This is a genomic window from Flavitalea antarctica, assembly GCF_054461535.1.
The window spans coordinates 148470-168476 of sequence record NZ_JBTLQG010000007.1 but is presented as its reverse complement, the minus strand read 5'-3'; the positions used below and the strand labels follow the sequence as shown (position 1 = coordinate 168476).

28 protein-coding genes are annotated in these 20007 nt (G+C 44.4%); 26 read left to right on the top strand and 2 right to left on the bottom strand.

What is annotated here, in order from left to right; genetic code table 11:
* The first annotated feature begins 1 nt into the window (after position 1).
* Both ACX0G7_RS09775 and ACX0G7_RS09770 read left to right on the top strand, forming a co-directional pair.
* On the top strand, positions 2–238 hold the full coding sequence (locus tag ACX0G7_RS09775) for a hypothetical protein (RefSeq protein ID WP_458923276.1): 237 nt from the start codon (positions 2–4) through the stop codon (positions 236–238).
* A 156-nt stretch (positions 239–394) separates the two neighbouring features.
* Positions 395–790, top strand: coding sequence for a hypothetical protein (locus tag ACX0G7_RS09770; RefSeq protein ID WP_458923275.1), 396 nt, complete (start codon positions 395–397; stop codon positions 788–790).
* Positions 791–1071: 281 nt separating this feature from the next.
* Here the strand turns inward: ACX0G7_RS09770 and ACX0G7_RS09765 are convergent, their stop codons facing one another.
* On the bottom strand, positions 1072–1281 hold the full coding sequence (locus tag ACX0G7_RS09765) for a hypothetical protein (RefSeq protein WP_458923274.1): 210 nt from the start codon (positions 1279–1281) through the stop codon (positions 1072–1074).
* 30 nt (positions 1282–1311) lie between these two features.
* Positions 1312–1542, bottom strand: a complete 231-nt coding sequence (locus ACX0G7_RS09760) for a hypothetical protein (RefSeq protein WP_458923273.1) — start codon at positions 1540–1542, stop codon at positions 1312–1314.
* Between the two features lie 418 nt (positions 1543–1960).
* On the opposite strand from ACX0G7_RS09760, the gene ACX0G7_RS09755 reads away from it, so the two are divergent.
* The 24 genes from ACX0G7_RS09755 (at position 1961) to ACX0G7_RS09640 (ending at position 20006) form a co-directional block, all read left to right on the top strand.
* Positions 1961–2389: a hypothetical protein gene (locus tag ACX0G7_RS09755; RefSeq protein ID WP_458923272.1), complete on the top strand. Its 429-nt coding sequence runs from the start codon at positions 1961–1963 to the stop codon at positions 2387–2389.
* 4 nt (positions 2390–2393) lie between these two features.
* Positions 2394–2945 (top strand): terminase small subunit-like protein, encoded by a 552-nt coding sequence (locus ACX0G7_RS09750; protein ID WP_458923271.1) that lies wholly within the window; start codon positions 2394–2396, stop codon positions 2943–2945.
* On the top strand, positions 2917–4113 hold the full coding sequence (locus tag ACX0G7_RS09745) for a PBSX family phage terminase large subunit (protein WP_458923270.1): 1197 nt from the start codon (positions 2917–2919) through the stop codon (positions 4111–4113). The genes ACX0G7_RS09750 and ACX0G7_RS09745 overlap by 29 nt, the downstream gene beginning before the upstream one ends.
* 11 nt (positions 4114–4124) lie before the next feature.
* Positions 4125–4331 (top strand): hypothetical protein, encoded by a 207-nt coding sequence (locus tag ACX0G7_RS09740; protein ID WP_458923269.1) that lies wholly within the window; start codon positions 4125–4127, stop codon positions 4329–4331.
* 10 nt (positions 4332–4341) lie between these two features.
* The gene (locus ACX0G7_RS09735; protein WP_458923268.1) at positions 4342–4581 is read left to right on the top strand and encodes a hypothetical protein; all 240 of its coding nucleotides are present in this window, start codon (positions 4342–4344) and stop codon (positions 4579–4581) included.
* Positions 4582–4600: 19 nt separating this feature from the next.
* Positions 4601–4879: a hypothetical protein gene (locus ACX0G7_RS09730; RefSeq protein WP_458923267.1), complete on the top strand. Its 279-nt coding sequence runs from the start codon at positions 4601–4603 to the stop codon at positions 4877–4879.
* Positions 4876–5199 (top strand): helix-turn-helix transcriptional regulator, encoded by a 324-nt coding sequence (locus ACX0G7_RS09725; protein ID WP_458923266.1) that lies wholly within the window; start codon positions 4876–4878, stop codon positions 5197–5199. The genes ACX0G7_RS09730 and ACX0G7_RS09725 overlap by 4 nt, the downstream gene beginning before the upstream one ends.
* A complete protein-coding gene (locus ACX0G7_RS09720; RefSeq protein ID WP_458923265.1) occupies positions 5196–5495 on the top strand; it encodes a hypothetical protein in 300 nt (99 codons plus the stop codon). The genes ACX0G7_RS09725 and ACX0G7_RS09720 overlap by 4 nt, the downstream gene beginning before the upstream one ends.
* Complete coding sequence (locus ACX0G7_RS09715; RefSeq protein ID WP_458923264.1) at positions 5492–5722, top strand: hypothetical protein; 231 nt, start codon at positions 5492–5494, stop codon at positions 5720–5722. The genes ACX0G7_RS09720 and ACX0G7_RS09715 overlap by 4 nt, the downstream gene beginning before the upstream one ends.
* Positions 5723–5782: 60 nt before the next feature.
* On the top strand, positions 5783–6010 hold the full coding sequence (locus ACX0G7_RS09710; protein WP_458923263.1) for a hypothetical protein: 228 nt from the start codon (positions 5783–5785) through the stop codon (positions 6008–6010).
* Positions 6007–6216 carry a hypothetical protein gene (locus tag ACX0G7_RS09705; RefSeq protein WP_458923262.1) on the top strand — a complete coding sequence of 70 codons (210 nt, stop codon included), beginning with the start codon at positions 6007–6009 and terminating at the stop codon, positions 6214–6216. Before ACX0G7_RS09710 ends, ACX0G7_RS09705 begins: the two co-directional genes overlap by 4 nt.
* Positions 6217–6302: 86 nt before the next feature.
* Positions 6303–7715, top strand: coding sequence for a phage portal protein (locus tag ACX0G7_RS09700; RefSeq protein WP_458923261.1), 1413 nt, complete (start codon positions 6303–6305; stop codon positions 7713–7715).
* Entirely contained in the window at positions 7705–8079 is a 375-nt protein-coding gene (locus ACX0G7_RS09695; RefSeq protein ID WP_458923260.1) for a hypothetical protein, read from the top strand. The genes ACX0G7_RS09700 and ACX0G7_RS09695 overlap by 11 nt, the downstream gene beginning before the upstream one ends.
* Positions 8061–8315, top strand: a complete 255-nt coding sequence (locus ACX0G7_RS09690) for a hypothetical protein (protein ID WP_458923259.1) — start codon at positions 8061–8063, stop codon at positions 8313–8315. Before ACX0G7_RS09695 ends, ACX0G7_RS09690 begins: the two co-directional genes overlap by 19 nt.
* Positions 8312–10507: a beta strand repeat-containing protein gene (locus ACX0G7_RS09685; protein ID WP_458923258.1), complete on the top strand. Its 2196-nt coding sequence runs from the start codon at positions 8312–8314 to the stop codon at positions 10505–10507. Before ACX0G7_RS09690 ends, ACX0G7_RS09685 begins: the two co-directional genes overlap by 4 nt.
* Entirely contained in the window at positions 10485–11135 is a 651-nt protein-coding gene (locus ACX0G7_RS09680) for a hypothetical protein (RefSeq protein WP_458923257.1), read from the top strand. The genes ACX0G7_RS09685 and ACX0G7_RS09680 overlap by 23 nt, the downstream gene beginning before the upstream one ends.
* A complete protein-coding gene (locus tag ACX0G7_RS09675; RefSeq protein WP_458923256.1) occupies positions 11132–14680 on the top strand; it encodes a PKD domain-containing protein in 3549 nt (1182 codons plus the stop codon). Before ACX0G7_RS09680 ends, ACX0G7_RS09675 begins: the two co-directional genes overlap by 4 nt.
* Before the next feature lie 14 nt (positions 14681–14694).
* Positions 14695–15738 (top strand): structural protein, encoded by a 1044-nt coding sequence (locus ACX0G7_RS09670; protein ID WP_458923255.1) that lies wholly within the window; start codon positions 14695–14697, stop codon positions 15736–15738.
* A 65-nt stretch (positions 15739–15803) separates the two neighbouring features.
* On the top strand, positions 15804–16343 hold the full coding sequence (locus ACX0G7_RS09665) for an NUMOD4 domain-containing protein (protein ID WP_458923254.1): 540 nt from the start codon (positions 15804–15806) through the stop codon (positions 16341–16343).
* Between the two features lie 180 nt (positions 16344–16523).
* Entirely contained in the window at positions 16524–17156 is a 633-nt protein-coding gene (locus ACX0G7_RS09660; RefSeq protein WP_458923253.1) for a hypothetical protein, read from the top strand.
* A 32-nt stretch (positions 17157–17188) separates the two neighbouring features.
* A complete protein-coding gene (locus tag ACX0G7_RS09655; RefSeq protein WP_458923252.1) occupies positions 17189–17779 on the top strand; it encodes a hypothetical protein in 591 nt (196 codons plus the stop codon).
* A gap of 28 nt (positions 17780–17807) precedes the next feature.
* The gene (locus tag ACX0G7_RS09650) at positions 17808–18911 is read left to right on the top strand and encodes a major capsid protein (protein ID WP_458923251.1); all 1104 of its coding nucleotides are present in this window, start codon (positions 17808–17810) and stop codon (positions 18909–18911) included.
* A gap of 21 nt (positions 18912–18932) precedes the next feature.
* Positions 18933–19253, top strand: coding sequence for a DUF6706 family protein (locus ACX0G7_RS09645; RefSeq protein WP_458923250.1), 321 nt, complete (start codon positions 18933–18935; stop codon positions 19251–19253).
* Between the two features lie 339 nt (positions 19254–19592).
* Positions 19593–20006, top strand: a complete 414-nt coding sequence (locus ACX0G7_RS09640; RefSeq protein WP_458923249.1) for a hypothetical protein — start codon at positions 19593–19595, stop codon at positions 20004–20006.
* Position 20007 lies beyond the last annotated feature (1 nt).

Below are 20007 nucleotides of genomic sequence, written 5' to 3'. Positions count from 1 at the left end.
TATGACCCTTAAGGAAATGGGCGCTATCATGGAAATTCCCTTTTGGGATGTACATAAGATAAAAACCAAACTAAAGGAGGGTATATATCTGCCTGGTGAAGCCATGCCGCCGAGTCGTTCAGTACAGGAAACTGCCTATCTGGAAGAACAACCGAAAAAAATTGTCAGGCCACCGGCAGTATATCTCAATCGATCGCATGAACAAACGATCGATTACTGGATGAACTATCCGATTTAATCCTTCCAGGGAATTTCCCGAATCGTCACATGAATCGTAAATTTTATTTCATACATATCAGATTGAATTTAGCATGACTTCTAAAATTCAGCCGCCTTTGTCTGGTTTTCGGGTTTGTCCTCTAAATTATCAATTCTCACACCATAACTTCATTCAATGAAATATCTACTGATTACAATCCTGCTAGTACCTGCGACTGTTTGCGCTCAGATAACCAGTTTCACCGTTTCCATCGGGGAAGTGTCCAATGGTTTCATTTATTCCGAAGGGATACAGTGGCGGCATGATTCAACCGGAAAAAGGATAAAGGATATTATAATCACGGGCGATACCATGACCGCGATCAAAAATCTGCTGATCTATTGTCTGGAAGAAAAGCACGAAAATGATCAGGCCAAAGGCATTCTATCTCATATTAATCTCTCCGTTCTACAGGGTTGGTTCAAAAGTCCAGAGTTTAATTACTACGTAAAAGAATACAAAAAGGCCGTTGCCACAAGTGAAAAAAGAAGAAACCCAAAAGGAAAAACTCAAATAAAATACCACAAATGAAATATTTTCTACTCTTGATCGGATCTTCGGCGCTCCTTTCATGTGGAACCTCCAAACCAGTCACTCAGTTTTATATCGGATCCAGAAAAACCGGTAAAGCCACGCAGGTGTAGCCATCCCGCAAACCACCGATACCAGCAGATGGGTCATACTCCAACTGTTGATTTACGGCCTACCAGTCATTAGTGACAGGGTAGTTTGGCTATAACCACATTAAAGTGTAAATTGCAGGCCGGATTCGGATTGAACTTTTGTATCAATTTTCCACCGGCCTGCTTGATTTACTTGTCGGGCACGTTAATTAGGAAGAACCAGATTGTTCTCAATAGGCTAAGGCCTATCTGAACGTAGTCAGTCCATCTTACTTTTCCGACTGCATCGCTCCCGTCTTTAGTTTCGCCGCTACTACGGGAGTTTTGCATTGGTGGAGTCTTCTCGGCGACTTCCCTGGCCTCTCTTTTTGCCTTCCTCAGGCGTCGATTTTTTCTCATAAAGAATTTGTTTAAAATTTTGCTTCTGGTTCATAGTTTTTGTGTTTTGATAATGATGAATGTATATATAGATCCAAGCTCGGGAGTTACTTTCCGGCTATATGTTACCAGGCAGTATCTCCCCAGTATCCTGGAGGATTTGTTTTTAAGATTTTTGACTTCATCAGCGGGATCGATGTGCCTTGCACTGAACGATATAGATATGAACCGTGTTACTGGTTCAAAGGTGAGAATGGCTGCTTTCCCGTCCCTGGGGGCCAATCCATTCTACAGATTTGATTTTCGTAATCCAAAGATAAATCACTTTTCAATACCACAATCAAAACACACCGTCTATAGCTGAGATATTTCAGATAATATAGCATTAACTGGTTCTTCGCTTCTCATAGCAAAGTTCATTCAAGGAAATGAAACGATGAAATGGACAATGGGATCTTTGCTGCATAGTCTGTTGTGTAGATTTTCTGTTGTAATTATTAACCTTTAGAACTGTGATGGTGTTAAGAACTCGCCTTCTATTATCATCCGCAAGCAAGATAGTAACCCCAATCGCAAGATCTCTGTTCTTTTGTCCACAGTTGATTGTCCTCAAGAAAATGTATGTCAATTTTTGTTAGCGAAAACTTTTCATACATTCGAGATCTGTAAAGTCCTTGCGGTTTCCTTAAAACCGTAAGCAGTGAAATACCTAAGATCCCGAAATCAATCCTCTGATCGACTATCCCTATGCAGGGATGATTTTGCTATTATTGGTCGGGCCCTGGTAATCCGGGATCTCGCACTCGCCCAAGAAATAATCAATGATGAACTGCTTCACGCCCGAAGCGAATGGAAAATCGAAAAAGTACCACAATTTTATTCTCCCGGAATGGATCGCCGCTTATTCATTGGCGTTATCCTGAAATCATATCACTCCGAACATTATCTGAACGCGAAGAAATTCGCACCTAAACGGGGCCTTGTAACTCAGATGGCCAATGTCTTAGGTATGCCCCCGAGCAATGTATCAGTACTGGCCCGGGAGGTTGCTATTGCATTACGGGTATATGATGATTTCCGAACACAAGTAGAATCTCACCTCCAAAATCAAAACAACTCCGCAGCATAACCCTATGAAAACTCCCAATAAACAATCCAGTAAAAAGCCTGCTAAACGGCCAGTTAAGAAGCGAACCAAGCAACCCACCACAAAAAAAAGGGGTAGGCCGGATATCTATACCGAGGAACTTGCAGAAAGAATATTAACCGCAATTGCTTCACAAGCAACAGGTTTAAATATTATATGTAAACGTAATAAAGACTTTCCCGGAATCACAACGGTTATGAAGTGGTTACGTGAAAGAGAAGATTTTGCGAAACGCTACGCGTGCGCGCGCGAGGACCAGGCGGATCTACTTGCGGACGAGACGATTTCCATTGCCGAGAACCTGCCGCCAGACCCAACAAAGGGACAAGTAGCAAAGGCAAGGCTGCGCATTGATTCCCGGAAATGGGTAGCCGCTAAGCTCCGCCCGAAAAAGTACGGAGATAAGACTGATATCACGAGCGATGGTAAAGCATTGCCGGCGAGTCAACCGATTGTGTTTTTATCTGCCGAAAATCTGACCGACGAACAACTTCAAAAATACCTGAATAATGGTCGGACTGACAACGAAGGTATTTGATTCATTATGGGCGGCTTTCACGCTGGCTATATACAATGTGTTTGTATTGGAGGGCGGGAGCAGAAGCAGTAAAACGCATTCGATTATTCAGTTCTGGATAGCCTGGGCTCAGAAAAAGAGATCCGGAAGGGTAATAGTTGCCCGTTTGAAGTCTACCTGGTTAAAAGCAACAGTAATGAAGGATTTCACCGACACGCTGAAGTTTTATAACCTGTACGATGAAAAGAATCACAATAAAAGCGATAGGATATACACGCTGTATGGTGTTGAATTCTGGTTTATAGGACTTGATGATACTCAGAAGATTCACGGTATGCGGTCGGATGCGTTCTGGATAAATGAGGCGATAGAAGCGAGCAAGGATGATTTTGATCAGCTAATGCAAAGGTGTGAGGGATTTGGGATACTTGATTACAACCCCTCGGAGGAAGAGCACTGGATTTATGATAGCGTTTGTAAAAGGCCCAAGGCTTGGTACAGTCATTCAACGATGTTGGATAACCGATTGATACCAAAAAATGCAAAAGAGCAGATCCTTTCTTACGAGCCTACCGAATATAACTATTCCATCGGCACAGCTGATAAAAGAAAATGGGAAATATATGGTTTGGGTAAACGGGCAAAAATCGAAGGGCTAGTTTTCGATATTCCAGAGATTACGGATATCTGGCCTACAACCAAAAGGCATTTCCGGGGCATGGATTTGGGCTACACGAATGATGTGACCGCGATAATAAACGTGTCAATCAGGGATAACGATTTGTTTCTCGACGAGGTTTGTTACCGGACCAGGATGCTAACCAGTGACATTGTTTCCGAGTTAAAAAAGTCAGATACCAAGGTATGGAGCGAAAGCGCGGATCCGAGAATGATTGATGAAATCCATTTAGCAGGTATAAACATCCATCCGGTGGAAAAGGGAGCAGGATCAATCATGGCTGGCATCGACAAAATGAAGACCATGAAGATGTATATCACTCCCCAATCTTTTAATCTGATTAAGGAGTTTAAGAATTATACATACGAGCAGGATAAGAACGGTAAGTGGCTGAATAAGCCAATTGACGCCTGGAATCATGGTATTGATGCAGTTCGATACGTAGTGTTAATGGAAGTCCTGGGCAGGTCGAAACCAACTGGTAAGAGCAACGCAAAATACTTTCACTAAAAAAAAATCCAATGCGAAAATTAATGATTACAACGCCGAAGGAAAATTTAGAATTTGAGATTGCCGCAGATTTTGAATTTGTAGAACCTAAGATTGAGCCCTACAATGAGCCATGCGCTTATTCCTTCCGAACCAAAGGGGAGGGAGTGCTTATCATTGGCAGAAACGTACTTGCCGATTCTATAATCGTGATTACTGATTACATCAAGACCGCATAAATACAACCACATGGAAAAATTCAAACTCGGAGATCTCGCATACCTGCGAAGCAACATAGATACCCCTATGACCGTGATAAAAATTTCTGATCAGTACGGAATAAATCTCGCTTGGATGGATAAGGATAACCGATTACAGGAAATTCCATGCGTAGAGCCCGGGGCGCTATTGACCTCGAAAGAGGTACACGAATCAGAAATAAAAGTGGGATACACTGATCAGGATTTGAATGAATTTAAAAATTATTAACCAAAAAACGCTCACACACATGAACCCATTTAATTTTCCCGAAGCAACCAAAGTATTTACAAAGCCCGGTGATTGGAAAGACAAAGATTGTTTTTCAATCGCAGCCTGGGAAGGTGAGCAAACCCTTCCTAGCGGTGATAAAACTCCGCATATTATAACTGCATGGAAGCCGACACCTGCAGAACTTGAAAAACTCAATGCCGGCGGTTCCGTTTATCTCAGCTTATGCGCTGACGGTCTGCCACCCCATTACCTCACTGCTCACAGTCCTTTCGAGCCTCAACCCGACGTAGAATGAAAAACCAAACAATACTTTGCGTCCCTGTTCATACTGAATACCGGCGATTAAATCTCGAAACAGGAGAGGTAACGGATATGGCAGGCAATAGAATCAACCCCATGAAAAGCAAAAACGAACAGATCCTGGATGCCCTCTGCAACGGCTATACCGTTAATGAAACTGCCAAGATGATGGGAATGAACCGCAGAACCGTAGAGGCAAGAATCCTAAACATGCGAATGCTTAACCGATGCAGAACTGTTACCCAACTTTGCATTCAGCACAAGACAGATCAAAACTTCATCATGGATAAATTTCAAGTCAAAACATTAGCATGAGTAATCAATCAGAAAATAAGGTGGAACAAATGTTCATCCAAATGATGGACGCGATGTTTGGGAATAAGTGGCCGGAACATACACACAGTGACCAATTCCGCATGTTCTTTTACGGCGGGATGGGTGCAGGCGTGACAATGATGGCTGCTTTGTCATCCGAGTTTTCGCAGCCCATAATGAAAGAGATAAACGAATTCGTTTACGCAAGCAAGTCAGAATATAAAGATGATCCGATTGTCGTTGCAACTGGATCAATTATAGTAGACTGCGCGCTAAAAGCAAAACAACCATCATGAAAGTAAAAGACCTTTTGAAAATGCTTCAGGGCATAGATCCTGAAATGTCCGTATTGATCTCGCATTCGGGCGAGTTTGATGGAGTATTCCTGCACCCTTGTTTGGAGGAATCAGGCGTAACCGAATTGGGCCTGCATGAAGACAGCGACGAGACAGAAAAATCATTTGTACTTGTCCGCTGCGGATTTTTCAACGAGCATGAAGGAGTACCACCTGAGTTAAACTAAAAACCAATCATCATAAGAAAAGAAGTCACTTCTAAGTCACTTCTCTCAATTTAATTTCCTATGGCACCCCATAACAACCCGCATGGCCCCTTCCTGATCATAACCGAGACAGAATATATTTATGGCTGCACGATAAACAGGTACCGAACAGAACAGGATTTTCTCGATGCGGCATCCTTGTTTTCCCAGAACCCAGAGGTGACGATCGTTTTCACGTCTGAAATCAAGCGTGACATTAAGCTCGAACCAGTTGAAGTGATTACCAGGTTTAAAATTGCGGGGAAATGAATAGTCGATTTGCTTTTTTTATTGGCGGCCCTCTGCATGGCGCTGAAATACTGGTTCACTTAAATGTTTACGAAGTTTTGGAAAGGCCGCCATTGCCCGAATTCGATCCGGCCAATCCCGAAAGGGTTGACCGGGTTGAATATGAGTTTTATAAGTATCAGTGCATCCCGGAAGATCGAAACACCTTCGTACTGACTGAACGGTAAATGGCAATCAGTATTTCTATAACATTCCCCGACATTATACAAGTCGGCTACCTTCCATAAATCGCTGTTTCTATCATTGCAACCAAATGACAGAGAAACAGCTGCTCGATTTGGTCGGCACTCCCGAACGATTAAAGGAGGCCCTTGATAGCGAAAGGCCCAAGCTCGATATAAAAGAGATTTTGGCCCAGTACGATCCCGCAAAGCACGCTATCAATAGCAGGCCGGATAAAATCATTGACACCGATGAGGGGCAAGTAGCTGTTAAGGTTATAAAGCTATCGCTGCCGTTACAGAAAAAAATTGTTAGGCAGGCCGTTGCTTTCTTATGCGGCAATCCGATTAAACTCGATGCTAATACGGGGGGTGATTCGCTCCAGGATGAACTATTGGCAATGATTGAAAAGAGTATCGACGATAATAAAATGTTTTATAAAAACATGAACCTCGCCGAGATCCTTTTCTCTGAAACAGAAGTTGCCGAATTATGGTATTCGGAACCCTTGGCCGCTGGCGATGATTATTGGAAGGGAACACCGAATGAAAAAGTAAAGGTTAAACTCCGGATGAAGGTGCTCGCCAATTCCCTGGGCGATACCCTTTACCCTTCATACAATGAATACGGAGACATGATCGCCTTCGGCCGGTATTTTGTAACAGGTAAAGATTCAACCAAGACTGAGCACCTTGACGTTTACACCGCCGCGACGATTTACAATTTCACTAAGCTGGATAATAAAGCATGGGAGATAAGAACGGCCGTTAATCCAGCCGGCAAGATCCCGGTGATTTACTACACAGTACCCCAGCCCGATTATAAGGACGTTCAATCGCTTTGTGACCGCTTCGAGGAATCTATATCCAAGCACGGAGATACAAACGAGTACTACGGCTCTCCGATGGTTAAGATCACGGGCGGGGAGGTTAAAGGATTTTCGAAGAAAGGCGAACAGGGGAAAATGATTGAAATGGATACTGGTACAACTGCCGAATACATGACTTGGGATCACTCGCCTGAATCCATCAAACTCGAACAGGAAAACCTTCGTTCGCTGATTTATGATCAGAGCGACACCGCAGATATTTCTTTCACTCAGATGGCAAAAACCGGTGCGGAATCCGGCTTCGCTATTAAGCTCCTTTTCATGGCCTGCCATTTAAAAGCGGCCAGGAACGAACAGTATTTCGGAGAGGGACAGCAGCGCAGAATAAATTACATCAAAGCCTCAATGATCAAACTAAATCCAAAGTTTGAGGCAGCCCGGAACCTCGTAATTCGCCCACTGTTCGAATACTACATGCCGAAAAATCTTACCGAGGACATTGACAACATAGTATCCCAGGTTACGGCCGGCATCATGAGCCTCGAAACGGCCATCCGGAAAAATCCAATGATTGCCGATGCAGCCGAGGAATTGAAATTAATCCTGAAAGAGAAAAAAGAAAGAGAGACAGACCCGAATGCATTGGACGACTTAAACAACGACGATGGCGAGTAATAACATATTAAACCTTGATGGATCTGCTCATTTTGATATTGAGGGCGTATTCGATAATACGACATGGCCAGATATGGAGCTTTCTCACACGGATGAAAACGGAGATCCGATCGAGCTGGAAGGGGAATGGAAAATGAGAGTCGCCCCGATAGAAAATCCCGATGATATCACCGAGCTAACAGTTGATAACGGAGCTATTGAAGTTGCCGGCCATGTGCTGACTATAAAAAAACATAGTTCAATTGAACTGCCGTCAGGAAATTATGACTTTCAAATCCTTTGTAAACTCAGCGACGAGGTTTTTATTTTTTACCAGGGATCACTAAAAATAAATAAAACTCAACCATGGGACTTAGCGACATAATACAAGCAGGCGGGAAAATTAACGTAGAGGTTAAAGGCCTTTTCCCCAGGCATGGGACCGGTGACGGTGGCGGCAATGCCTCAATTGATACCGTTGCCACGTTTGCCGCAATCGGTAATTCAACAGAAAAGAGATCAATTATCGTACTCGCTGACGAAACCGAGTATGCCAGCCCTAAAGTGCTCTACATGCACGACGGAACCACTTTACATAAAATCGCAATTCTTTATCCATGAGATACCTATTTTCTTTTTTGTTTTCTATCTGTATTATAAGCAGTAGTGCTCAGACATTACAGACGTCGATCATTGTGCCGGATATTGCTACGATGAAAACCGTCTTCGGATCTTTCAACCAGGCTCACGTTGTTGCGAATAATACTGATTATATCGTCTGCAGTTCATGCACTGCAAATGAGATCACAGTTTTCGCCGGTGCAGCAGGCAAGAAATGGAAAAAGAAGATACCTGGAAGTATCCCGGCCGATTCTATTGTTGATGGTACAACCAACAAAGTATTCACCGCGACAGAGAAAACAAAGCTATCCAGTATTGCCGCAGTAGGTTTAACGGGATCTTATAACGATCTTATTAACAGGCCAACCGTTCCAACGAATACCAACCAACTGGCAAACGGCGCGGGATTCTTAATTGCCTCAGACATAGCTGGAAAATTAAATCTATCAGACACCAGTTCGATGCTTACGGCTTACCGGACAGCTATCGCACTAAAAACTAGTCAAACAACCCTTGCCGATTCTGCCGCCGCTCTCCGACTCGCAATTGTAAGTGCAAGTGCGGGGGTAACTATTGACCCTTCACCAACCAACGGGAATACTACTAATGTTCCTTCCTCAGATGGCACGTTCGATCAATTGGCATTAAGGTTATTGAAATCAGATACCGCTGCAATGCTTGATCCCTACGAAACGGGACTGAATGGCAAAGCCTCTACTGCTTCGGTTGCTCTCAAGGTTAATATAAGCGATACAGCTGCGATGCTTGATCCTTATGAAACAGGATTAAACGGCAAGGCCTCCGTCGCCTCTGTTGCTCTTAAGGCAAATCAGGCGGCTTTGATTGACACCGCCAGTTCTATAAGGGCAACGATAACAACTCCAACACTTTTAGGAACAGGATTGATTTTCCAGGCTGATAGCTTAAAAGTTGATGTAACAGACCCGAATCTGATTGCCGCATTTTCAGGTGGAACCGGTTCTCCGCCTACCACAAACGCAGGAGATATCACTGCTGGAACCTTAGCAGACGCAAGGCTAAGCTCTAACGTTGTGATGCTTACAGGGGCACAGACCTTACTAAGTAAAACCCTTACCGCTCCGATCATGACGGCCCCTGTTCTTGGTACGCCGGCATCCGTAACGCTCACTAATGCGACAGGGTTACCGATATCAACGGGAGTTAGTGGATTGGGAACCGGTGTTGGTGCTTTCCTCGCAACTCCTTCAAGTGCGAATTTAGCAACAGCCATCACTAATGAAACGGGTACGGGAGCTTTAGTTTTCGGGACCTCTCCAACACTTACAACTCCTGCACTTGGCACACCCTCAGCAGTAGTATTAACAAACGGTACAGGGTTACCAGTATCAACAGGTATAACCGGCCTTGGAACAAATGTCGCTACATTCCTGGCAACGCCTTCCAGCGAAAACTTAGCTGCCGCTCTTACCAATGAAACAGGCTCAGGTGCTGCAGTTTTCGCAACCAGCCCAACATTTATAACTCCTTCAACCAGCACAACCCCGGCAACCAGCGATAGCAGTGAAGCTCTTGCCAATACAAAATTTGTAAAGCAGATAGCTGCATTAATAGCTATTGGCGGAGGTGTTGCCTGGGGTGGCATAAGCGGATCTCTTTCAAGTCAAACGGACCTTGTGGCAGCGCTCGCAACAAAACAGGCTGCCGATGCAGACCTGACAACCCTTGCAGGGTTGACCGCAACAACGGATAATTTTATCGTTTCTGTTTCCTCTGCTTGGGCGAGTAGAACACCGGCACAGGTGAAGGCAACCCTTGCCCTGGATAACGTGAGCAATACTTCTGATGCTACTAAAAACTCAGCAACCGCAACGCTCACCAATAAGCGAATAACTTCCAGGATAGGAACAACCACCTCAAGCACAACGCCGACTCCCGATGCCGATGCAAATGATCAGTATAATGTTACGGTACTGGCGGCAAATGCAACCTTCGGCGCACCAACAGGCACACCGACAGACGGACAGGCGCTGCTTATCAGGATAAAAGACAATGGTACTGCTAGGACTCTATCCTGGAATGCGATATACCGCGCAGGAACAGTTCTCGCACTACCAACCACAACAACTATTTCAAAAACAATGTATGTTCAATTCGTTTATAACTCGGCTGATACTAAGTGGGATATTGTTGGCCTCACTGACGGAATCTAATGCGCAACGAGGTCGCTTATTAGTCAACGGCCATAAGTATGCAGGCGGCGGCGGGGCTCCCGTTGTGGTTGCTCAGTTTAATTTATCAGCAAGCACTAACACGGTGTCAGGATGGACAAACGTAATAGGCAATCCGGATGCATCGGTACTTACATCAAGCGACAGTCGGGGCGGTTATGCCGTAGGGTTTTCAACTATAACGGCCTCAGATGCGGCGGTGTGGAACGGTAACTCTGGAACGGCATCGGCGAATGTAACGCTCGCGGGATCGGGCCACGTCCTGCCAACCGGATTGTATATCGCCTACTTTTTTAACAACGGCATCAACTATGCAACAAATAAGCAGTGTATTGAAATCAACGGATTGAATACATCTAAGACTTACAAAATAGAAATCCTTTCCAGCCGGCAGGTGGGCGGTACAGATACACGTACCAGTAAAATCACCTGCATTGATAATGCGGGGGTAACTGATCAAACGATTCTATCTGGAAACTACAATGGAGATTTCAACTACGTCGTAACGGGTAAAGTTCCAAACGGATCGGGAAAAATATTCTTTTTCGTCGGCCCTGGTTCAGGCTTCACATTCGGTTATGTAAATGCAATCAAAGTCACCCAAGAATGAAACAACTATTAACGGCGCTTTTCTTACTTGTATCAATATTTTCAACGGCACAAGTTCAACCCCTGGGAACCGTAATTGGTCGGCAAACTGTTATTTCGGTAAGCAGATCAGCAGGCGGGACACAGGCACAAGCGTTGTTATGGTTGCCGGACGACTATGCAGCCAACCCGACAAAGCAATATCCCATTATATTTTTTTTCCACGGGGCCGGGGAGGGAAACAGCAACAATATTACACAGGTAACTAATACCTCACTGCCGCAAGCGATCAAAAACGGGTTTAATGCTTACGGAATAGACAGCTTAACAGGAGACACCACAAAATTTATTGTTGTTTCACCTCACGCAGCGTCTTCCTTTTGGTCGTTTAATATGTTTGACCACGGTCGGTATATTGTAGATGATATTCTCTCTCGTTATCGTGTAAAGACTGACCAGGTATTTCTCACCGGGCTATCAGCAGGCGGGGACGGTATCAACAAAGCCGCTAAACTCGATACAACCTGGTTAAAAAAGATATGCGGTATTTTTCCGATGGCTGCGGCTGACGCGGGTAGCGATGTATCCGTATTAATGCCCCGTTTTGCACAGGCTAAAGTAGCTTGGGTTTCAATTATGGGAGCCGATGACGGACACGTAACCTCGGCAATAAGAGATTACAACAACATCATGGCGGCAAATCCAATCGCGCCGGTATCATTATTACAATTGGCAGGGGTTGGGCATACAAGTGCAGCATGGAACCCGCCATTTACAACTTCAAACACATGGTATGGCGGGGTAAATATGTTGACCAGGATGGCGCGAATGAATCGCTCCACGACTGCAATTGCAAGTCCTACGGCAAACGCCGGAAGTGACAAGTCTATCACTCTACCAACTTCCTCAACCTCATTAACGGGATCAGGAACACCCCAAACTGGTGGAAGTATTACCAGTTACGCATGGACGAAAATATCAGGGCCAGGAACTTATTCTATTACCTCTGCAAGCAGTGCCACAACAGCGATAACTGGACTGACAACTGCAGGGACTTATGTTTTCAGGTTAACCGTAACTACCAACACGAGTTTAACGGCAACTGACGATGTTACCGTAGTGGTAAATCCGGCTATTCCGAATGCCCCGCCAACGGTATCAGCCGGATCAGATCAAACGATAACATTACCGGTCAACTCAGTAAATGTAACATCAACGAGCGCCGATCCGGAAGGCTTAACAACATCGGGAGTATGGTCAAAAGTAAAGGCTCCAGGCAGCCCGGCGACACCTTGGAGAATCGGAATTATTGGATCGAGTACGGGCGAAGGTGCGGGGCCTGCAAATATAGATTCATCATTTGCCAGAAGGTTAAAAGCGTATTACAAAGGCTTAGGAATTATTGACACGATATACAATCTATCCCTGGGCGGCACAAACCCATTTGGAGCAGTAGGAACTGGATTCACCGGCCCCGGACCTCATTCGCCTTCGATTGATGCAACCCGAAATATTGATGCGATTTTAGCGAAAGGAATAAATGTCTTGATAGTCACTTTCCCAACAAATGCCTTCGAAGATCCAACCGGATTGACGGTTGCCGAAATCATGGCGGCTTTCCGGCATTTTAGGGATAAGGCAGCTCTCGCAGGGATTAAATGTTACATATCTACAACCCAACCACGGACAAGTGATGAGTTTAATAATCCCGCTTCACAAACGAAATTACAGGTTATAAGAGATTCAGTCGTTGCCGCTTTCGGTGCTTATGCTATTGACGTCTGGAATATGGTAACTTATCCGGGAACTTCAACGATAATACCTCAGTACGCTGCAGGCGATGAAGTACATTTGAACGCCAGGGGACACAGGGAAATATTCAACAACATCGTTGCCATGAATATTTTTAAGGACCTGGTTTCCTCAGGATCAGTTATCAGCACCCCGACAACTGCCAACACAAATATTACCGGACTGACGCAAGGCGTTCACCTGTTTCAACGATCAGTATTCGATTCTGACTCGCTCGCTCAGTTTGATGTTATGCAGGTTACGGTTAACGGAAGTTCGGCGAATGTACCTCCAACAGTAAACGCAGGGGAGAATCAAACTATCCTGGGAACCACCGCCAACCTGCTTGCCACACCGACAGATGGCGACGGAACGATAGCTAGTGTTATGTGGACACAGACAGGCGGGCCTGCAGCAACAATCACAAGTCCAACAAGCGCATCAACTACTATAACCGGGATGAATACGGGAGGTGTTTACACCTTTAGATTAACGGCAACTGATGATGATGGAGACAACGGTTTTGATGAGGTACAGATTACAAAATTGCCGCTAGTTGAGGGCTGCGGAGGTGTCCGGATTCAACTTGCGCCGAATAATATTACTTCAATTTCAGGCGGCCAGTTTATAACTAGTTTGTATTTAGACGGTAATACTTTCAGTTATAACCCAGGCGACACACTCGTTTTGAAAAAAGAAACTAATAAAAAGTGGGGGTATTTCTCTTTCACAGGTATTCACGGAACTTCCGAATGCCCTGTTGTAATTATAAACGATGGTGCAGTTGAAATGATCAACGGTTTTGGAGTTTACAGTTCAACTCACTTAAAGATTGTCGGAACGGGAGAAATCGGCACACAATACGGGTTTACAATAAAAGACACTCTACTGATTCCAGGGGATGGAGTGGCGGTCAGCATTGGGGGCAAATCAAAAAATATAGAAGTATCGAACCTCTTTATTAATCGCAAGCAGTACGGGTTTTGGATTAAAAATGAAGCCGAATGCGATACTACGATTAACTATCCCTATCATTGGCTCGATAGTATCAAGGTGCATGACTGCTTTATCAGAAACATGGGATCACAGGGTTTTTATATGGGAAGCACGGACCCGAATAACCTTGACAGGCCAATAGATTGCGGTGGGGTCACTAAATACTACACTCCAACAAGGCTATCAAATATCGAAATTTACAACAACATTGTAGACAGCACAGGAAGGCCAGGGATTCAATTATCAGGAGCAATGGCAGGCGTTAACCGGATTCATCATAATACTGTTACTCGGACAGGATACCAGTTTGATGCTGCTCAGGGTACCGGAATTTCGTTGGGTACATATACAAGATGCCTCGTTGACTCAAACACTGTTCGCAATACTTATACCTGGAATATTGCTTCATTAGGCGGCTCGGGACTGGTTGAAATCAGAAATAACAATCTTGATAGCGCATCCCACCTGGGGGATGTTACCTGGGCAAGCAATATTCTGATTGACACAAGAATAACGGAGCCGGCAGATAGCACCAGATTTAAAATTCGGGGTAACATTTTAGGAAGAAAAGGAAGTACTCAAATTTACAATATCGAAGTAGGGAATCAGGTGCCGACCTATAGATCAACCGGGAATGAAATCTGCGGAAACACCTCGACCGCGACAGGGTACGCGGTTTACAATGTTGCTTCAGGGATAACCTATACAACTTGCGAGCCTCCTGCGAATAAACGCATACCCAGGAAAGTTTTCAATTCTACTATTTTCATAAATCGCTGATAAGTGAATCCGTAATGCCTGGCGAAAAAAAATACTCCATTCCCGAACTGATCCTGATTTATGAGCGGAAAAATCGTTTTCTCGCCTTACAGATCATGGAGCAGGTCATGGCGCTTATGGACAAGGGATCGACCGAAATCGCATACCTGGCGGCAAAAAAGAAACTACTTAAAAATAGATTTCTTCCGCTCGAGGTTAAAAAAAGTATTGACAGGATTACAACCACCTTTCATGCAAATGCCTCGAATGTTATTCTGAATGGAATAAACAGGGCAAGACGGCTCGCTGATGAAAAGAATGACCTGATCACTGAATCATATTTCGGGGGCGGTAAAAAGCCGCCATCAAGACGTATAATACAGGCAGCCGCGGGCGGAAGTGGTCGCCGACCTCCAGGCACTCCGATAAATCAGGCCGCCGATAAATTTGGATCCCATTTTAATGCTCGATCGCTTTCTCCCCGGGTTTGGAAGTTGTCAAACTCATACAAAGCGACTATCAAGAAAACCCTCGTCGCTCAAATGAAGGAGGGAACACCTGCCAGAAAGATTGCAAAAACCCTGCGATCGAATCTCCGAAACAGTGAGGGCTCCGAGACACCCGGCAGAGGCGTTTATAAATCTCCGCAGAAAAATGCCCTGAGACTGACGGCTACCGAAACCAACCTTGCTTATGAGCACCAGGATTTTGAACGCTGGCAAAAATTATGGTTTGTCGTAGGTATTGAAATAAAACTTTCGAATAACCATCCGGTTTATGATATCTGTGATTCCTTAGTTGGCCGATATCCTAAAGATTTCCTTTTCCCAGGTTTCCACCCGTTCTGCAGATGTATTGCAGTTCCAATACTTGCACCTCAGGATGCGCGTGACAAGATGCTGGATTATCAATTGGGTTCGACAAAAGAAAAGCCAACGGTTGAGTATATATCGACAATTCCGGAGCGAACCCAGCAATGGACTTCAAAGAATGCCGAGCGTATTCAAGGTTGGAATAATACGCCCTATGTTTTCGATTACAATCAGAAATATTTTGGTAATCAATTGTCGAAAAAATAACCCCTGAAACATCGCTGCAACAGGGGCATTTTGTATATTTGAAATAACGACAAATCAAACATACAATGACAAATTTACTTGAATCCATTGAAGAATGGAAAGACATTCCCGGCAATGCAGGCCTTTACCAAATTTCATCTACCGGCCGAGTTCGAAGCTCCGACCATTATACTTACCGAAAGATTTGCAAAGGAAAGATATTTATCCGAGGCAAGGTTTTAAACCAAAACCAGACTGCTGACGGATATTTTCAAGTCACATTAGGCGGAGGTGGTCAAAAACAAACAATCGCCATTCACAGGACGATGTATAAGTGCTTTATTAATCCAACTATTCCCAAAGGATTTGAAGTTGATCACATTGACAACAATAAAGCAAATAACGTCCTGTCAAACCTTCAGCTTTTACCATCCCGGTCAAACTCCGTTAAGCGTAGCCTTTGTTTACGAAAAACCTCCAAGTATTCCGGAGTGAGCTGGTCATCCGAGCGCAACAAATGGCAGGCCCATATTCGAATAAACGGAAAGTCCAAAGGCCTTGGCCGATTCAGTAGGGAGGAAGATGCGGCAATTGCATATATCAATGCACGATCTGACATCGCCTAATATTTATTGCAAAAGAATTGCCAGGCCCCGCTAACCAGTGGGGCCTTTTTTCATTGCGCACATACCTTTCATTATAATGTTCCCCGACATTATAATCATAGACTTTCACCTGTTTCTTATTGTCCGCAATTTCACGTTTCATAAATCATTCACACGAATCATTCAACTATTCTTTGAAACATGAAGGAAAAAATTCTGGCAGAACTGAATAAAAAATATTTAGGGCTGTCGAAAAAAGTTCTGGGACTTATCGCGGAAAAGCTAGCCGCCACAGTAACAGAAGAAACCGCAATTGAGGGCGCTATAAACGAACTCGAAAAGCTACCCATCTCAGTTAAAGATTACGCAGCTCTTTTACAGTCAGACGGCGATGAGCGAGTAACAACAGCACAAAAAAAATGGGCTGCTGAAAACAAACCGAAGCCGACAGATTCAAATCAAAATCAGGGTGCCGACGATTCCGATCCAGTGACAAAAAAGCTGGCCGAAATTGATCGCAAACTTGCTGAATTGGATCAAAAGGAAAAGCGTTCCGCATTAGCTGAAAAGCTGAATAAAACGCTTGCTGAAAAGAAGATCCCTGCTCACCTGTTCAAAGGCAGAACACCCGAGAGTGAGGATCAGTTCGATGCCGTAGTCGCTGAGATTGAAACCGATTGGTTAACGACAAAACAAGAACTGGCTAACCAGGGCTTTGTTGAAAGTGGAAAACCATTAGCCGGTGCGGGTGGCGATGCTTCAAAGAAAGTAGTTGTTAGTGACATTCAGAATTGGGCTAAGGCTGCTCAACCGCAGCCAGCCGCAAAGGTTTAAACAATATTATAAAATTTTAATACTCGCTCCCTATGAGTTTACAACCTACAACTAGCTCCGTAAAAAGCGGATTGCAAGTATGGCAGAAAGTTTTTGAAACAGTACAAGGCGGTTTAGGTCTTGATACAACTGGTATCACCGGATTTACGCATTATCTCCCGGCAGGAACCCCGGTTATTTTTGATGAGGCCACCAGGCTTGCAAAAGTTTTGAAAACAGCAGAGGTAACAGAAGCTGCAGGCGGGGCCGCAGTGGCTTACAAGGTTAAGAAAAACCATTGCTTCAAGGTAGGTGATTATCTGGCTCGCGTTGTTGGTGGTGCTGCGTATGCAATCACCGCGATTGATACAACAACATCGACCTTATATGATACCCTGACTGTCGGCACAACCCTTGGCGCTGCCGCTGTTGGTGCTGGATTGTTTCAATCAAGTGCTACCGGTGCAAGTGCTGCCGCATTGATGTACACTCCAAACGGATTGACTTACGATGAATATGAATTGGGCAAAACCGATTCGGTGTCTGTTGTAATCCGTGGTACTATCTACGCCCGCAGAACATTCGCTCAGCAGGCTTCGGTTAAAACCGCGCTTTCGTTAATCCAATTCTCTAACTCTTATTAATCCCCAACCCTAAAGGAGGACAAATATTATGGCAAAATTAAAATCCATATTCGGTGACTACGCAGACAGCGAAAATTTGCAGCTAGTTATCGATTCGAGAAATGACCGGTTCGCCCCGTTGTGGTTTCCGAGTTACTTCAACATTGCGGCACCTCAAATGTCGCTAACGTTCACAAGCGTTGTCGGCGCGAGCAGAATTGAAGCTGTGGCTTCTGTTGTTGATCGTGATTCCAAAACACCGCTTCGAAGCAGACCGGACCTGACCAAATATTCAGGCGAAATTCCTGTTGTAAAAGAAATGTTTGCAATGAAGGAAAGCGACCTGAGAGAGTTCAGGATGATGGAGGCCCTTTCTTTGGATCCGGCCGCCAAGAAAAATCAGATCCTTGATTATATCTGGAACGATACGAAGAAGGTTGGTAACGCCGCTTACAAGCGTATTGACATGATGACCCTTGAGGCAATTTCTACCGGTTTCATCAGCCTTAGCGTGGCAACCAATCCTGATGGTATTGTACTGGCGAACCCGATTGATCTGTTGATGCCGTCAGCGAATAAAACCAATGCGGCATTTACCTGGGCAACCGCTGCAACTGCAACCCCGCTCACGGATATCAACGCTGTTATTGCACTCGGAAAAGCAAGAGGCGTGACTTATTCAAAAATCCTGATGAGCGATTCGCTCTGGAATAAGTTCAATAAAGCAGTTGAGGTAATTGATACCATGAAAGGTTATTTCTATGCCGGTAAACTCGGTAATGGATTCAACCCGATTGCACTTTCAACCCTTGACAATGTGAATACATTCCTTTCAGCTAACAGGTTGCCGGTTGTCGAAATCGTTGACCAGGTATTCGGTGTTGAAAGCGACGGAGTAATCGGAGTCGTTAGGCCGTTCAATGACAACAAGGCATCATTCATCCCTGCCGGAAATCTTGGTACAATCAAGAATGCCTATGCAATGGAGGAACTGAACAAAGTCGCAAACGTTTCTTATGCGAAGTTCGGAAGTGCCTTGATTTCAAAATGGAACGAAAACGAACCGCTCCAGGAGTGGACCAAAGCAGAATGGAATGCGTTCCCTTCGATTGATTCAATCGACAGCATTCATATCCTGACTGCCGTTTTCTAATAGTATAAAGTTCCTTGATAAATGAACATAAAAGAAGCCTTGGTCAGCACAGTAGGAATACCGGTCAATGATGATATCATTGATAAGGTTCTACTCGATAATGACCTGGTTGGAACAACCAACTACAGGAAAGCGGACTCTGCCAAGATTGAAATGGCTGTTATAGATGTTCTGCTCGCTATCTGGATCACTCCGGATATTACTGAGGGTGGTTATTCGGTAAAGCAAAATTCTGCTGCACTGAAATCGAGGCTTCTTTTACTTGCTGCTAAGTATGATCGCACTGATGTTACAGGCACATTAAACCCGAAGCGAGAAGTTAGGGAGGTAAGGAAGTGGTAAAGCAGTATCCTGATATCATCCAAGTCGTAACGCCGTTGACAGCTACGCAAAACGGAGCCGGCGATTGGGTTACAACTGGAACGCCTGAGTCATGTGCTTTTTATGGGAGATCTGAGGTTCAATCCCGGACCTCTTACATTGAAGGAACTGACGGCAAAAAGATTCAGGTACAGGCAATCATTTACTGCCATCTATCGGTGCGATTAATAAAGGTAGGGGAGGAAATAACAGTCACTAACGCCGATGGTGTTGTGCTTGTTTCAGGGCCATGTTTACAGTTCAGCCGAGGGCAGTTAAATGCCCGGATCTGGATTGGAAATTCAAGACAGTTGGGATAATATGAAGACATCATTTGAGTTTGTCGATCTTGTTTGGACCAGGTTAAACGCCAGTACTGCTTTGAAGACCTCTATAAACGGAGGGATTTATAAGTATAAAAGGCCGGATGGATCACTAAAACAGGATATCGTTATTAACTCTTTGGTGGTTTCAAATGAACAGCTTCAGCGCGGGGTGCTAAATGTAAATTTTCACTGCCCGAATCTAAAGATAAATGTTGTGGGGCAACCTTCAATATCGTCTCCGGATAGTGTAAAATTGAAAGCTGTTAGCAACCTGATTATCCCTCTGCTCGAAGATTATGCGTCTAATGATTTCTCCTGCCATGTTGGGCAGCAATCAAATTTCGAAGAACCAGGAACACAAGAATACATTTCTAATATCCGAATAAACATTTTTTCATTCAATCCTTAAA

Excerpts from the sequence above, each read along its gene's own strand:
- ACX0G7_RS09640 (WP_458923249.1), top strand. The coding sequence starts at position 19,593 with ATGAAGACATCATTTGAGTTTGTCGATCTTGTTTGGACCAGGTTAAAC.
- ACX0G7_RS09645 (WP_458923250.1), top strand. The coding sequence starts at position 18,933 with ATGAACATAAAAGAAGCCTTGGTCAGCACAGTAGGAATACCGGTCAAT.
- ACX0G7_RS09665 (WP_458923254.1), top strand. The coding sequence starts at position 15,804 with ATGACAAATTTACTTGAATCCATTGAAGAATGGAAAGACATTCCCGGC.
- ACX0G7_RS09670 (WP_458923255.1), top strand. The coding sequence starts at position 14,695 with ATGCCTGGCGAAAAAAAATACTCCATTCCCGAACTGATCCTGATTTAT.
- ACX0G7_RS09730 (WP_458923267.1), top strand. The coding sequence starts at position 4,601 with ATGAACCCATTTAATTTTCCCGAAGCAACCAAAGTATTTACAAAGCCC.
- ACX0G7_RS09650 (WP_458923251.1), top strand. The coding sequence starts at position 17,808 with ATGGCAAAATTAAAATCCATATTCGGTGACTACGCAGACAGCGAAAAT.
- ACX0G7_RS09675 (WP_458923256.1), top strand. The coding sequence starts at position 11,132 with ATGAAACAACTATTAACGGCGCTTTTCTTACTTGTATCAATATTTTCA.
- ACX0G7_RS09655 (WP_458923252.1), top strand. The coding sequence starts at position 17,189 with ATGAGTTTACAACCTACAACTAGCTCCGTAAAAAGCGGATTGCAAGTA.
- ACX0G7_RS09695 (WP_458923260.1), top strand. The coding sequence starts at position 7,705 with ATGGCGAGTAATAACATATTAAACCTTGATGGATCTGCTCATTTTGAT.
- ACX0G7_RS09740 (WP_458923269.1), top strand. The coding sequence starts at position 4,125 with ATGCGAAAATTAATGATTACAACGCCGAAGGAAAATTTAGAATTTGAG.
- ACX0G7_RS09750 (WP_458923271.1), top strand. The coding sequence starts at position 2,394 with ATGAAAACTCCCAATAAACAATCCAGTAAAAAGCCTGCTAAACGGCCA.
- ACX0G7_RS09710 (WP_458923263.1), top strand. The coding sequence starts at position 5,783 with ATGGCACCCCATAACAACCCGCATGGCCCCTTCCTGATCATAACCGAG.
- ACX0G7_RS09705 (WP_458923262.1), top strand. The coding sequence starts at position 6,007 with ATGAATAGTCGATTTGCTTTTTTTATTGGCGGCCCTCTGCATGGCGCT.
- ACX0G7_RS09700 (WP_458923261.1), top strand. The coding sequence starts at position 6,303 with ATGACAGAGAAACAGCTGCTCGATTTGGTCGGCACTCCCGAACGATTA.
- ACX0G7_RS09685 (WP_458923258.1), top strand. The coding sequence starts at position 8,312 with ATGAGATACCTATTTTCTTTTTTGTTTTCTATCTGTATTATAAGCAGT.
- ACX0G7_RS09765 (WP_458923274.1), bottom strand. The coding sequence starts at position 1,281 with ATGAGAAAAAATCGACGCCTGAGGAAGGCAAAAAGAGAGGCCAGGGAA.
- ACX0G7_RS09660 (WP_458923253.1), top strand. The coding sequence starts at position 16,524 with ATGAAGGAAAAAATTCTGGCAGAACTGAATAAAAAATATTTAGGGCTG.
- ACX0G7_RS09735 (WP_458923268.1), top strand. The coding sequence starts at position 4,342 with ATGGAAAAATTCAAACTCGGAGATCTCGCATACCTGCGAAGCAACATA.
- ACX0G7_RS09720 (WP_458923265.1), top strand. The coding sequence starts at position 5,196 with ATGAGTAATCAATCAGAAAATAAGGTGGAACAAATGTTCATCCAAATG.
- ACX0G7_RS09715 (WP_458923264.1), top strand. The coding sequence starts at position 5,492 with ATGAAAGTAAAAGACCTTTTGAAAATGCTTCAGGGCATAGATCCTGAA.
- ACX0G7_RS09690 (WP_458923259.1), top strand. The coding sequence starts at position 8,061 with ATGGGACTTAGCGACATAATACAAGCAGGCGGGAAAATTAACGTAGAG.
- ACX0G7_RS09770 (WP_458923275.1), top strand. The coding sequence starts at position 395 with ATGAAATATCTACTGATTACAATCCTGCTAGTACCTGCGACTGTTTGC.
- ACX0G7_RS09775 (WP_458923276.1), top strand. The coding sequence starts at position 2 with ATGACCCTTAAGGAAATGGGCGCTATCATGGAAATTCCCTTTTGGGAT.
- ACX0G7_RS09745 (WP_458923270.1), top strand. The coding sequence starts at position 2,917 with ATGGTCGGACTGACAACGAAGGTATTTGATTCATTATGGGCGGCTTTC.
- ACX0G7_RS09725 (WP_458923266.1), top strand. The coding sequence starts at position 4,876 with ATGAAAAACCAAACAATACTTTGCGTCCCTGTTCATACTGAATACCGG.